The sequence below is a fragment of the Parvularcula lutaonensis genome (assembly GCF_014651915.1).
Classification (GTDB): domain Bacteria; phylum Pseudomonadota; class Alphaproteobacteria; order Caulobacterales; family Parvularculaceae; genus Parvularcula; species Parvularcula lutaonensis.
In genome coordinates, this window is sequence record NZ_BMXU01000001.1 from 1,400,475 (window position 1) to 1,413,487 (window position 13,013).

14 protein-coding genes are annotated in these 13,013 nt (G+C 64.0%); 8 read left to right on the top strand and 6 right to left on the bottom strand.

The features are described from left to right. Window positions 1–37 precede the first annotated feature (37 nt). The gene (gene ypfJ, locus IE053_RS06770) at window positions 38–916 is read right to left on the bottom strand and encodes a KPN_02809 family neutral zinc metallopeptidase (protein ID WP_189573703.1); all 879 of its coding nucleotides are present in this window, start codon (window positions 914–916) and stop codon (window positions 38–40) included. Window positions 917–976: 60 nt separating this feature from the next. After that, on the bottom strand, window positions 977–1,459 hold the full coding sequence (locus tag IE053_RS06775) for a DUF2721 domain-containing protein (protein WP_229786087.1): 483 nt from the start codon (window positions 1,457–1,459) through the stop codon (window positions 977–979). Between the two features lie 70 nt (window positions 1,460–1,529). On the opposite strand from IE053_RS06775, the gene IE053_RS06780 reads away from it, so the two are divergent. Both IE053_RS06780 and typA read left to right on the top strand, forming a co-directional pair. Then, window positions 1,530–2,882, top strand: a complete 1,353-nt coding sequence (locus IE053_RS06780; RefSeq protein WP_189573706.1) for an alpha/beta hydrolase family protein — start codon at window positions 1,530–1,532, stop codon at window positions 2,880–2,882. A gap of 54 nt (window positions 2,883–2,936) precedes the next feature. After that, a complete protein-coding gene (typA, locus tag IE053_RS06785) occupies window positions 2,937–4,781 on the top strand; it encodes a translational GTPase TypA (protein WP_189573708.1) in 1,845 nt (614 codons plus the stop codon). Here the strand turns inward: typA and IE053_RS06790 are convergent. The 3 genes from IE053_RS06790 to IE053_RS06800 all read right to left on the bottom strand — a co-directional run bounded on the left by IE053_RS06790 (window position 4,778) and on the right by IE053_RS06800 (window position 7,013). Beyond that, a complete protein-coding gene (locus IE053_RS06790; RefSeq protein WP_189573710.1) occupies window positions 4,778–5,467 on the bottom strand; it encodes a hypothetical protein in 690 nt (229 codons plus the stop codon). The genes typA and IE053_RS06790 overlap by 4 nt on opposite strands. An 11-nt stretch (window positions 5,468–5,478) precedes the next feature. Next, on the bottom strand, window positions 5,479–5,982 hold the full coding sequence (locus IE053_RS06795) for a YbjN domain-containing protein (protein WP_189573712.1): 504 nt from the start codon (window positions 5,980–5,982) through the stop codon (window positions 5,479–5,481). An 86-nt stretch (window positions 5,983–6,068) separates the two neighbouring features. Then, window positions 6,069–7,013: a hypothetical protein gene (locus IE053_RS06800; RefSeq protein WP_189573714.1), complete on the bottom strand. Its 945-nt coding sequence runs from the start codon at window positions 7,011–7,013 to the stop codon at window positions 6,069–6,071. A 144-nt stretch (window positions 7,014–7,157) separates the two neighbouring features. Here IE053_RS06800 and sdhC point away from each other — a divergent pair, with 144 nt between their 5' ends. The 6 genes from sdhC to IE053_RS06830 all read left to right on the top strand — a co-directional run bounded on the left by sdhC (window position 7,158) and on the right by IE053_RS06830 (window position 12,317). Next, the gene (gene sdhC, locus IE053_RS06805) at window positions 7,158–7,583 is read left to right on the top strand and encodes a succinate dehydrogenase, cytochrome b556 subunit (protein ID WP_189573716.1); all 426 of its coding nucleotides are present in this window, start codon (window positions 7,158–7,160) and stop codon (window positions 7,581–7,583) included. Beyond that, window positions 7,583–7,921, top strand: a complete 339-nt coding sequence (gene sdhD, locus IE053_RS06810; protein ID WP_189573718.1) for a succinate dehydrogenase, hydrophobic membrane anchor protein — start codon at window positions 7,583–7,585, stop codon at window positions 7,919–7,921. Before sdhC ends, sdhD begins: the two co-directional genes overlap by 1 nt. Before the next feature lie 15 nt (window positions 7,922–7,936). Then, window positions 7,937–9,736, top strand: coding sequence for a succinate dehydrogenase flavoprotein subunit (gene sdhA / locus IE053_RS06815; RefSeq protein ID WP_189573720.1), 1,800 nt, complete (start codon window positions 7,937–7,939; stop codon window positions 9,734–9,736). A 160-nt stretch (window positions 9,737–9,896) separates the two neighbouring features. Then, on the top strand, window positions 9,897–10,484 hold the full coding sequence (locus IE053_RS06820; RefSeq protein WP_189573722.1) for a hypothetical protein: 588 nt from the start codon (window positions 9,897–9,899) through the stop codon (window positions 10,482–10,484). A 47-nt stretch (window positions 10,485–10,531) separates the two neighbouring features. Beyond that, window positions 10,532–11,353 carry a class I SAM-dependent methyltransferase gene (locus tag IE053_RS06825; RefSeq protein WP_189573725.1) on the top strand — a complete coding sequence of 274 codons (822 nt, stop codon included), beginning with the start codon at window positions 10,532–10,534 and terminating at the stop codon, window positions 11,351–11,353. A 142-nt stretch (window positions 11,354–11,495) separates the two neighbouring features. Beyond that, on the top strand, window positions 11,496–12,317 hold the full coding sequence (locus IE053_RS06830; RefSeq protein ID WP_189573728.1) for a succinate dehydrogenase iron-sulfur subunit: 822 nt from the start codon (window positions 11,496–11,498) through the stop codon (window positions 12,315–12,317). A gap of 74 nt (window positions 12,318–12,391) precedes the next feature. Here IE053_RS06830 and IE053_RS06835 read toward each other — a convergent pair whose 3' ends face one another. Further along, window positions 12,392–12,970, bottom strand: coding sequence for an EipA family protein (locus IE053_RS06835; protein ID WP_229786088.1), 579 nt, complete (start codon window positions 12,968–12,970; stop codon window positions 12,392–12,394). Window positions 12,971–13,013: the final 43 nt, after the last annotated feature.

Genomic DNA, 13,013 nt, shown 5'->3' on the forward strand with positions numbered 1-13,013 from the left:
CCTCCAGCCATAGCGGCGGGTGGCTTCGCTATTCCCCCTACAGCCGCTCCGCGCTCATCGTGTCGCATGCGGAGATATCCTTCGCCTGATACCCGATGGTGAACCAACGCTGGCGCTGCTCGGAGGTGCCGTGGGTGAAACTGTCGGGCACCACGCGGCCCTGCGCCTTGCGCTGCAATGTGTCATCGCCAATGGCACTCGCCGCGCGCAGAGCTTCTTCGATGTCGCCCGGGTCGAGGGGGATCTCCGTCCTGCCGGCCCAGACGCCCGCCAGGCAATCCGCCATCAGCTCGAGCCGCACGAGATAGGCATTGCTCTCCGCCTCGCTCCCGGCACGCGCCTGCAGCTGGCGCACCTGCTGGCTGATACCCGTCACGGTCTGGATGTGGTGGCCCACCTCATGGGCGATGACATAGGCCTGGGCGAAGTCGCCGGGAGCGCCGAAACGGCGCGAGAGCTCGTCGAAGAAACTCGTATCGAGATAGACCTCGCGATCCGCAGGGCAGTAGAACGGCCCGACGGCTGACGATGCGAAGCCGCATCCGCGTGTGTTCACGCCGCCGGAGAAAAGGTTCAGCGTCGGCTCGGGATAGTCGCCAAGCCCTTCCTCCCGGAACACCTCCGAAAACGTCTGCTCCGTCGACAGCAGCACCGCGCCGACAAGCTGGTCATAGCTGCGGTCGATGCTGCGTGAGGCTTGGGGCGCCGAGGTCCCCATCGAGAGCGGATTGATGCCGATGGCGCTGAGCGCGAAGAAACCAAGGCCGAGGACCACGACCCCGCCGATCCCGAAGCGGCTGGCCACCAGCCTGACCAGCAGGAACAGGAGCCCGGCTCCGCCGCCACCCATGCGCGCGCCGCCCTCGCCACGCCGGTCACGTATATTGTCGGATTGGCCAAAATCGTCGAGCCGCATGGGATTTCTCCTTCAACGCCGGCCTAACACCTCGCCAAGGAAAGCCTCCCGGCCAAGCCCCTAGCGCAGCAGGTCCGTCCGCACCTTGAGAGACCGCTGGGCGATGGCGATCTCCCGAAGGAAAAAGGCAAGGCCCACGGTGAGGAGCCCCATCGTGCCGATGAAAAGCGCCGCCACGAGCGCGAAGACGAAGACATCGAAAGGCGTCAACTGCTCGAAAAACAGGAGCGCGACCACAAGGCAGACCAAAAGGGCCGAGGCGGAGGTTGCATAGATCGCCCGGTTCGCCGCCCTGATCCGCGAGCCGAGAGCCGCCAGCTCCTCCTTGTGTCGGCGATAGGGCTCGGCATCTTCCCCGCGCTCCATCACGTCTTCGAGGTAGCGCGCACGGTCGACGACCCGGCCGAGCCGCTGGGTCATGACATTCAGCAGGGCGCCGATGCCGGCGAGCAGGAAAATCGGTGCAAGGGCGAGCGAGACAGCTTCGGTGATCGACTGGGCTTCCATGCCCGGAGGTGTGGGAACCTCCGCCGGTCCGGTCAAGGAGCTGCGCGCCGCGCTTGACCTTCGCGGCTGGCGAACGAGCATCCTCAAGCTGAAGGGAAGGTCGCCCATGCGCATGATTGCCGTCGTTCTTGCCCTGTGGTCGGCAGCCCTTGCCGCCCCGACTTACGAAGACGTCAGGGGCCACTGGATTGGCGCGCTGGTGAAAGACGGCGCGCCGCTCAATGTTCATGTCGAGATCACCAAGGCCGAAGACGGTACGCTCGCCGCGAAACTGACCGTTCCCGAGTGGATCTGGTACGAGGCCAGCCCCGACGAAGCCCGCCTGACCGAGACGGGCCTCGTCATCAAGAATTTCTACGCAGGCGATGCCGTTCTGTCCTTCGATCCAAGATACCGACAGCTCGTCGGAAAGGTCGCCAGCAAGGAAGAAGCGATCCGTGTCCATCTGAAAAAGGCCCTGCCGCCGCCCGCGCCGCCCTTCACCGAAGAGACAGTCGCGTTTCGCTCCGCTGACGGAACATTACTCAGTGGCGCCCTGGTCCTGCCGCGGGGCAGAGAGCCAGTTCCGGCGATGATTCAGCTTCACGGTCGTGGGTGCGGCGTGCGCAACACTGGCGAGGCCAGGGTCTTCGCTCGCTACGGCACGGCCGTCCTCGCCTTCGACAAGCGCGGCGCGGGCGGCAGCGCGGGCGCCTGCGGTCCGGCAACCCATGACGACACCGTGGCCGACGCCGCGGCAGCCTTGGAATGGCTCGCCGGGCATCCGCGCATCGACGCCTCCCGTATCGGGCTGCGCGGATCGTCAGCAGGCGCATGGACCGCGCAAGCTTTGGTCGAAGAAGCTAAAGCAGGGCGGGCCGCGGTGAAGCCGGCTTACATCGTGACCTGGGTCGGTCCCGGGACCTCCATCTTCCAACAACAGTTGAGCTCTGCCGCCGAGGTCGCGGCTGCCGAGGGCCTCCCCGAGCACGCAGGCCCCCTGTCCCAGGAAGCCGTCCGCCTCGCCGCTGCCGAGGGCGTGGACAAGGAGGCGGCTTTCAACCGGCTCTTGGAGATCAGGAAGCAGGCCGAGGAAGAGGGCTGGTATGGCCGGATGTTCGGCGGCGATGACCTGCCGAAGACCATCGAGGACATGGACACGCTGTTCCTCAGGAAATTCCGCTACGATCCCGCGAGCCTCTTCGCGGAGCTGACGGACACGCCTTACCTGGCCGTGTTCGGCGAAAACGACCCCGTAGTGCCACTGGCCGAGAACGTCGAGGCTCTGGGCGCCATCGAAGCGGCTGGCGGCGACCTCACGGTTCATGTCGTTCCCGGTAGGGGCCACGGGGTGGAGCACGGCGACGACACCTCCACGCTCCTCAACGGTGAGCCCTATTTCAAGCATGACACGGTGGAGCCTGAATTCATGATCGCGACCATCGAGTTCCTGCGGGACAAGGGTTTTCTTCCCCGCTAAGTACATCCTGCATTTCACTTGCGCAGTGCACAAAAACCAGTCACTGGCCCCGCCATGACTGAACAACTTCGCAATATCGCGATCATCGCCCACGTCGACCACGGCAAGACCACTCTCGTTGACGAAATGCTCCGCCAGTCCGGCACTGTGCAGGCGCACCAGGACATGGCCGAGCGCGCCATGGACTCAGGCGACATCGAGCGCGAGCGCGGGATCACCATTCTCGCCAAGTGTACCTCTGTCCTGTGGGAGAAAGGCGACCAGCCAGTCCGCCTCAATATCGTCGACACGCCGGGCCACGCGGATTTCGGCGGCGAAGTCGAGCGGATCCTGTCGATGGTCGATGGCTGCGTGCTGCTGATCGACGCCGCCGAAGGCCCGATGCCGCAGACCAAATTCGTCCTGTCCAAAGCCCTCGCGCTGGGCCTCCGCCCGATCGTCTGCCTCAACAAAGTCGACCGTCCGCAGGCCGAGCCCGACGCGGCGCTGGATGCGGCTTTCGATCTCTTCGCAGCCCTCGGCGCGACCGACGAGCAGCTCGACTTCCCGGTGCTCTACGCTTCGGGCCGCGACGGCTGGGCCGATGAGGAAGAGAACGGCGCGCGTCAGGACCTGACGCCCCTCTTCGAGCGCATCATTGCCCATGTGCCCCCGCCGCCGGTGGCCGATGACGCAGCGGAAAAGCCGTTCAAGATGCTGGCGACGACGCTGGAAGCCGACCCGTTCCTCGGCCGCATCCTGACGGGCCGTGTGCAGCAGGGCATCGCCCGCCCCGGCATGACGCTGAAGGCGCTGTCGGCCGATGGTTCCGAAGTAGAGCGTGTGCGGATCACCAAGGTTCTTGCCTTCCGGGGCCTGTCGCGCCAGCCGATCGAGGAAGCGCGCCCGGGCGACATCGTGGCGATTGCGGGCTACCAGAAAGCCTCGGTCGCCGACACTCTATGCGATCTTTCCGTAGACGATGCAATGCCTGCGCAACCGATCGACCCGCCGACCCTTTCCATCCGTGTTGCCCCCAACGACTCGCCACTGGCGGGCCGCGAGGGTGACAAGGTCCAGAGCCGGGTTATCCGGGAGCGCCTCTTCCGACAGGAAGAAGGCGACGTCGCGATCCAGGTCTCGGAGACCCCGGACGGTGATGCCTATGAAGTGGCGGGCCGCGGCGAGCTGCAGCTCGGCGTGCTGCTCGAGAACATGCGCCGCGAGGGCTTCGAACTCGCCGTCTCGCGCCCGCGGGTCGTGACCCGGACGGACGAGAACGGCCAGCTCCTCGAGCCGATCGAGGAAGTCACGATCGACGTCGATGACGAATATACCGGCTCTGTGATCGAGACCCTGACCCAGCGCAAGGCCGAGCTTGTCGAGATGAAGCCGTCAGGAGGCGGAAAGACCCGGATCGTGCTGCACGCACCCGCCCGCGCCCTCATCGGCTATCACTCGCAGTTCCTGACTGATACCCGCGGCTCTGGTGTCATCAACCGCGCTTATCTCGAACATGCTCCGCACAAGGGGCAGATTGAAGCTCGCCGGAACGGCGCCCTCATCTCGAATGGGGACGGCGAGAGTGTTCCGTATGCGCTGTGGAACCTCGAGGAGCGCGGCGTGATGTTCATCGGTGCTGGCGAGAAGGTCTACAAGGGCATGATCATCGGCGAAAACGCCAAGCCCGATGACCTCGACGTCAATCCGCTGAAGGCCAAGCAGCTCACCAATATCCGCGCCGCGGGCAAGGACGACGCCGTCCGCCTGACCCCGCCGCGCCGCCTCTCGCTCGAAGAAGCGATCAGCTATATCGGCGACGACGAGCTGGTCGAGGTCACGCCGAAAACGATTCGTCTCCGGAAGATCGAACTCGAGCCCCACATGCGCAAGCGCCGGGCTAAGGAAGCTGCGGCTTAGGAATAGCCAGCAAGCACGATCAGGCTTACCGGGATCCCGGTGATGGCCCCCGTTGTCAGGGCGCGGGGCCATCCTGCTTTCTGGGACAGCAGAGCGCCGAAGAACCAGGCGATCATCAGCCCACCAACGATGGCCACAACAGGCTCGACCACGCCGTTGGCGCCGCCATCGCCAAAGAGGCGGGAAAACGGCTCCGCTATGGTGACACCGAAGCCGACAGTGAAGACTGCATAGAAGCCTGAGCGGACGGCGGCCACGATCGACCAGTCGGGGACACGCGCCAGCATCCCTGCGACGAGCGCGAAGAGGCCAATCGAGGTCGCACCGAGAAAAAGCGGGAAGAGAAGCGCTGCGACCTGCCAGACTTCGCCCTCAGAAGCGGCTGATCCGATCTCCGTGCCGACCCGGGCCATGGCCCCACCACTATCGGCAAGAAACGTCGCCGCGAGGAGAAGGCTCGTCAGAACACTGATAAGGAAGAAGGCTCCCGGCGCGAGACAGATCCCGCGCCGCCCTTCCGGCTCTATCGCGGGAATCATCCGTCCCAGCGCCCGAGGCCAGAAGATGCAGGCGAGTGCAGTGGGCAGCAGCATCAGCGCAGCGAGCGCCAGCTGTGTCGCGGTGCCGTCGATCACGCCGAGCGTCCGGCGCCCGCCGTCTTCCATCTCAGGTTCGTCAGGCAGCACGAGGGTTTGCCTCAGCTTCCCGCGTAAGCCTGCTGCATGTCCTGGCGGAACTTGCCGATGATGCCAGGCCAGCGGTCGAGGCGGTTCCTGATATGCTCATCCGTCACACCGCCCGTCAGGTCGATGACGTAATCGACACCGATCTGCGCGGAGCCTTCGAGGACATAGGCACGACCGTTCTTGTTGCCGTCGTTGAAGCTGTTGACGATCCGGAAGTCGCGGTCCGTGATCGGGCGGCGCAGATCGAAATTCGCGAACATCACGAGCTGGCCGCAGCGCTGGGGATTACCTTCGCAGTCGACGGCCCGGACCACGAAGATGACGCCATCGGCATTGCCGGTGGCGACAGGCGCACCGGTATCGGCATCGAAAGTCATCGTCGGCGAAAGTCCGGCTTCTTCCATGACCCGCTCGATGTCTTGGGCCGTCAGGGACTCGGTCACCGGACGGAGGTCCTGCGCGCTTGCTGCCCCGAAAGCCAGGAATGCCGCCGCGCCCGCGAGTAATGCCTTCATGCCATGCCCCAATGGTCGTTCACCTCTGCCCAAGGTTGCACGCAGGGCGCGGCGCTGTCCACGGCAGAGGGAAAAAAGGCCGGTCGTCAATTGCCTGACTGCTGCTCCATGAGCGCCAGTGCCGCCGCGCACCGCGCCTCCATCGTCGCGTGCTTGTCCCAGACAGCGTCGAGCGCGCGCCAGTTTCGGCCGAACCGCTGGTATTCCGTCAGGCCCTGCGCCGCGGCATAGGGCGTGTAACCCGGACCAAGGACCTCCTTGGCTGCGCGGCCCACGGCATAAAACTGGACCGTGTGCCAGAACTCCGGCGCGTCCACGGGCGACGCGGCGGCAAGGCGGGTTGCCGTCTCATACATCACTGAGCCGAGCGGCTCGGTGTGCGATGCCTCATGGAAGATCATTTCCAGGAGGTGCGCGCCGATATCTTCGTCCCGTGCACCGATGGTGATGTGGCGGGCGGGGTCATTGTCCGTGTAGGCTCCGGCCCAGTTCGCGTAGGCGAGGACATCGACCCTGATCGGCTCACTTGGCCAGCGTCCTTCGAGCTGCACGGCGCTCCGCTCGGCCATGGCATCGCCGTGATCTTCGAGAAGCTGCCGCAGTCTTATCCGCGTCGCCTCGGCTGCCGCGGCATGGGCAGGCCAGAATACGTCGCGATAGACCGGCATGAAATTCTCGAGCGCAACGGCGAGCTCGCGGTCGTCAAGGCGATCCGGCCCTCCGGCGATAAGCGCTTCGGCAACGCCGCGCAGCTCGTCGTCGAAAAGAAGATCCCGGTCGAGATACCGGTCATAGGCAATGCGCACGGGCTCGAAGGCAATTCTGACCTGGTCATCGAAGAGAGCCACGTCCTCTTCGGCGATCGGCACGCGGCTTCTCAGCTTCTCGTCCGAAAGCGCCCGCGCCTGGTGATAGGCATAGTGATGAAGCGCGAGCCACGGGTCGGTGTGGATCGAAAACCGCGTGCCGTCGTCTGCCTGTGCCCGCGTGAAGAGGCCCAGAAGGATCAGGATCATGACCGAATGGCGCATCTCGAAGTTCTTCCCTTGCGTTTAAAGCCCAAAAGCCCGACCCGAGGCTCAACCGTTGAGCAAGAACCTTGCGCAACACCGCTGCTTCCCCTTGCCGCTTTGCACCCAAGTGGGGCATTGGGTAGCCAGCCAGCTGGAGTTCTTATGTCCGAGTCTGCTCACCAAGTGAAATTCATCCCCGGCCGGAACGCGCCGATGTCGCCGCACCTGCAGGTGTGGAAGTTCACCGTGACCATGGCTGCATCGATCACCCACCGTGCCACAGGGATTGCGAACGCAATCGGCATGCTGCTCCTTACCGCGTGGATCGCCTCCGCCGCGATCTCGGAGGACGCCTTCGATGCTGTCATGGGCTTCCTCGGTTCGACCTTGGGCCTGATCCTTCTCGTCGGCTTCACATGGTCAATCATGTTCCACCTCGTGAACGGCCTTCGCTACCTGGCGATGGATTCGGGGAAGGCGATTTCGAAAGAAGCGGGCAACCTCACCGCAACGCTGGCTTTCGTCGCGTCGGTCATTCTCACCGGCCTGATCTTCTGGGCCGGCTTCACCTTCGGAGGAGCCAACTGATGGCCAGCTCGGCAACCAAGCACTTCGCCCGCCAGCGTCTGACCGCACTTGTCCAGGTGCCGCTGACCATCTGGCTCGTCATCTCGGCGATCTCGCTGATCGGGGCGAGCCGAGAGGACATGCTCGCCTGGGTCTCGACCTGGTGGGTCGCTGCGCTTCTCGTCGCATGGTTCCTGTCGGTGCCGCTTCATATGTCCATCGGTATCGGCGACGTGATCGATGACTACCTGCACAAGAAAGGGACCCGGTCCCTGACCCATGGTCTCAACTCGATCTACGCCCTGTTGATCGGCATCGTCGGCGTCACGTCGGTCATCGCCATTACGCTTATCGCCTGAGGAGGCACGTTCAGTATGTCGGCCACCATGCCCACCAGTTCCTATGAGATCGTCGATCACGCCTATGACGTGGTTGTTGTCGGTGCCGGCGGCGCGGGCCTGCGCGCAACCCTGGGTGCCGCGGAATCCGGTCTGAAAACCGCCTGCGTCACCAAGGTCTTCCCCACCCGCTCGCACACCGTCGCGGCACAGGGCGGAATCTCCGCGTCCCTCGGCAATATGGGCGAGGATGACTGGCGCTGGCACATGTACGACACCGTCAAGGGTTCGGACTGGCTCGGTGACCAAGATTCGATCGAGTATCTCTGCAAGAACGCGCCGGCAGCCGTCTACGAGCTGGAACATTGGGGTGTCCCGTTCTCCCGCACCGAGGAAGGCAAGATCTACCAGCGCGCCTTTGGCGGCATGACGCGGAATTTCGGCGAGGGCCCGGTGCAGCGCACCTGTGCCGCCGCAGACCGGACCGGCCACGCAATCCTGCATACGCTCTACGGCCAGGCTGTTCGTCAGCAAGCTGAGTTCTTCATCGAATATTTCGCCCTCGACCTGATCATGGACGGCGGTGAGTGCAAGGGCGTGATGGCCTGGAACCTGGCGGACGGCACCATTCACCGCTTCCGCGCCAAGATGGTGATCCTCGCCACGGGCGGCTACGGCCGCGCCTACTTCTCCGCGACCTCGGCGCATACCTGCACCGGCGATGGCAACGCCATGGTGCTGCGCGCGGGCCTGCCGCTCCAGGACATGGAATTCGTGCAGTTCCACCCGACCGGCATCTATGGTGCTGGTTGCCTGATCACCGAAGGTGCGCGCGGCGAAGGTGGCTACCTGACCAACTCTGAAGGCGAGCGGTTCATGGAGCGCTATGCGCCGTCTGCGAAGGATCTCGCCTCGCGCGATGTCGTTAGCCGCGCCATGACCATGGAAATCCGCGAGGGCCGCGGCGTTGGCAAGGACCGCGACCACATCCACCTGAACCTCAATCACATCCCGGCCGAGACTTTGGCCGAGCGCCTGCCGGGTATCTCGGAGACCGCGAGAATCTTCGCCGGTGTGGATGTCACGAAAGAACCGATCCCGGTGATCCCGACCGTCCACTACAACATGGGCGGTATCCCGACGAACTATCACGGCGAGGTCCTGACGAAGGTCGACGGGAACGCCGACACGGTCGTCCCTGGGCTGATGGCCATTGGCGAGGCAGGCTGTGTGTCGGTACACGGCGCCAACCGCCTCGGCTCGAACTCGCTCATCGACCTCGTCGTCTTCGGCCGTGCCGCAGGCCTGCGATGCGCCGAGATCATCGACCCGAACGAGGCGGTCCCTGACCTCCCGAAAGGTGCCGGCGACAAGGCGCTCGATCGCCTCAACAGGTTCCGTTATGCCGATGGCAGCACGGGCACGGCCGAGCTGCGCCTCGAGATGCAGAAGGTCATGCAGAACAACGCTGCCGTCTTCCGGACGGGCGAGGTCCTGAAAGAAGGCCAGGAGAAAATCCGCGAGGTCTACAAGGGTGGCGAGGACATCTCTGTCACGGACCGGACCATGGTCTGGAACACCGACCTCGTCGAGACGCTCGAATATGACAACCTCATCGCCCAGGCGATCGTCACTATGGATTCGGCTGCGAACCGGGAAGAAAGCCGCGGCGCCCACGCCCGTGAAGACTTCCCGGAACGCGACGACGAGAACTGGATGAAGCACACCATCGCCTGGTTCGAGAACGGTGAGAGCGACATCGACTACCGTCCGGTGCACACCTGGACCCTGTCGAATGAGATCAGCTACATCGAACCACAAAAGCGGGTCTACTGAGCCCCGCTTCCGGCGTTGAAGGCAAAGGCCCCGCTTCGGCGGGGCTTTTTCGTTGCGGTCATCACTTGAGCCAAGTGAAAGAGAGCGGCGATATCGACCTCCTGCTCTGGCGGGCGGGGGACTCTCTGGATAAGGTATCACCGACCTTGGGAGGCCGCTTATGATCTTCGCCCTGTCCGCCGCATTGGTCCTGTCCGCACAGGACGGCTCGACCCTTGAGGCTTATCGCGCCTGCGCGGAGATCGAGCGGAGCCGGGCGCGGCTCGCCTGTTTCGACCGTGTCGCCGCCGGGGATCCTGCGCTCGCCAAGGCAGCGGAGCCCGCGGATCCGGTTGCGGTCGCCCAAGCCGCGCCAGAGCCTGCGCCGCGCCGTGTCGAGCCTGCTCCAGAACCCGATCCCGAGGCCCTGGCCCTGATCCAGCAGCGCCTCGAAGAAGCCGAAGCCCGCGCTCGGGAAGCCGAGCGGGAGCTCCTCACGGCCCGCAAGGAAGCGCGCAGCGCCAAAAAACCGCCGAAAGAGTACTCGGCCAATGTCGAAGCGATCGGCTGGGCCCCCCGCGGCGAGCTGATCCTTCGGCTCGATAATGGCGAGACCTGGCGCCAGCTTTCCAGCGACAACACACGCATCCCTGAGCGCAAGCGGGACGAAATCAGGAGCGTGACCCTCAAGAAGGGCGCCATCGGCTCCTGGTGGATCGAGATTGAGCCCCTTGGCCGCCGCATCCGTGCAAAGCAGCAGGAGGATTGAGCCGTTAGCGGTTGCCAGCGGCGACGGAGCCGTCTTCTCTCTCGGCCATGAGCACCCAGCAAATCACTTGCCCGCTTTGTCAGCACCCTGAGCGAAAGCTTGCCGCAAGTTGGGCGGAATGGGAAGACAGCCTCAGCCGCCGCCCTGACGGACCGATGCGCCTTGAGGCTGGCAGGGCCTGCGGTGTCGCGGCGATGGCGCCCGACCTGATGGAGTGTCTCGCCTGCGGCTCGGTCGGCATGAGCGTGATCCCGAATGGCGAACAGCTCGGCCAGTTCTATTCCCATTACCACATGACCGATGGCTTCGTGGCCAAGGCTGGCAAGAAAGTCGCCCGCGCGCGCAAGCGGCTCCGGCTTCTCTCCCTCATCGCGCCGAGGGCCGGGAACGGGCAGCGGCGTTTCCTCGAGATTGGCGCATCGATCGGCACGGCCGCGGAAGCGGCCCGCAGGATGGGCTTCGAGGCGCACGCCGTGGAAATCGACACCGACGCGATCGCCAAGGGAAAAGAACTCTTCCCGCAGGTCCAATTCATCGAGGGCCAGGTGGACGACGTTCCCACGGACGAGCCCTACCAACTCCTCTACGGCGCCGAGGTCATCGAGCACGTCCCCGACCCCGCTGCGTTCCTGCGCGCCTGCCACGCCCGGCTCGACAGGAACGGCCTCCTGTTCATGACGACGCCGGACTGCGGACACCCGAGGCGTCCGAAGGCCCTTCTCGACTGGCATTCGGTCAAGCCGCCCGAGCACATCAATCTTTTCACCAAGGCCGGGATGAAAGCCCTTCTGGCTGCCAATGGCTTCAAGCGCTTCTGGCTACCGCCCCACGCCAAGCCGGGTATGAGGATCATCGCAAGGAAGACCTGAGGAGCCATAATCCGTCTCGACGGTGAAACAACCGGCAAACCTCGGGAAACCCGCGCCAAATCGCCCTTTGATTTCGATCCACAAACCCTTTACCTGCAACGGCGAAGAGCAAGAGCTTATCTAGTCCGGAGCGTTCTCAGTCATGGTCGAACTCACCCTTCCGCGGAACTCGAAAATCAGCGGCCAAGGCAAGACCTACAAGTCCGAAGCGAAGGGCGATGCCAAGCTGCGGACCGTCCGTGTGTATCGCTACGACCCGGACACCGGCGAGAATCCGCGGATCGACACCTACGAGGTCGACACCGACGGTATCTCGATGGTCCTCGACCTGATGATCAAGATCAAATCCGATCTCGATCCGACTCTCGCCTTTCGCCGCTCCTGTCGCGAGGGTGTCTGCGGCTCCTGCGCGTTCAATATCAACGGCAAGAATGGCCTGGCTTGCACCACAGGGCTCGACGAACTCGGCAAGGGTGACATCAACATCTACCCCCTCCCGCACATGCCGGTGGTCAAGGATCTCGTCACGGACCTGACCAAGTTCTACGAGCAGCACGCCTCGATCCAGCCCTTCCTCCAGTCCGATGAGGTGCCGGAGAAGGAGCACCTGCAAAGCCCTGAGGAACGCGAGCTTCTCGACGGCCTTTACGAATGTATTCTGTGTGCGTCTTGTTCGACCGCTTGCCCATCCTATTGGTGGAACGGGAACAAGGAAGACGAGGGCCTTCAGGACGAAGAATATCTCGGCCCGGCCGCGCTTCTTCAGGCCCATCGCTGGATCAAGGACAGCCGCGACGACAGGACCGAAGAGCGGCTGGCCCAGCTTGACGATACCTTCAAGCTCTACCGCTGCCACACGATCATGAACTGCGTCCAGGTCTGCCCGAAGGGTCTGAACCCGGCCGCAGCCATCGCCGAGATCAAGCGTATGCTCGTCGAACGCCAGGGCCAGAAGGTCACCTGACACCGTATCAACGCCGGAACAAAAAAAGGGGGCCAGAGGCCCCCTTTCTCATGCGGATCGCGCAGCGCGAGCGGTTAGAACGGGTTGACCTCCCGTTCCGGCGTGAACTTGATGTATTCGACCGAGACCCCGGTGCGCGCACCAATGCCCGAACGGATCGGAACGACGGTGATGCCGTCCTTGGTCATCGCCTCGCCGCCGACACCGCCGACGAAGAAGATGCTACCGCCACCGCCGGGAAAGCGCCGGAAGATTCGCTCGGTCGGGCCGAGATTGTAAACCAGGATGAAGACTTTCGACGCATCGGCGCCCAGGTCAAAGCCGAGGCTGGGTCCCTGCCAGAACACCGGCACTGGCTCCGCACCCGGACGGTAGAGATAGCCGCGGCCATAGGTAAGGCCGACGCCAACCGCCCCGCCAACTTCCTCACCGGCTATAAAGGCCTGAGGACGGCCCTGTCTCTCGAAGACTTTGGCGATCACCTCGGCCATTTCGGCAGAAAGCTGGCCGAAAGCGTTCTCCGCCTCATCGAAAAGCGTTGCCTTGCTGTAGGTCGGGTAGTCGAAATCGGTGGTGACTTTTTCCGAGACGATCGAGCCAGATCCAGCCGGTGGCTCTTGGTCTACGGAGCTGCAGGCGGTGATCGCAAGCACCGACGCAGCAAGCCCCAGAGGGAAAGATTTGTTGATGATGGTA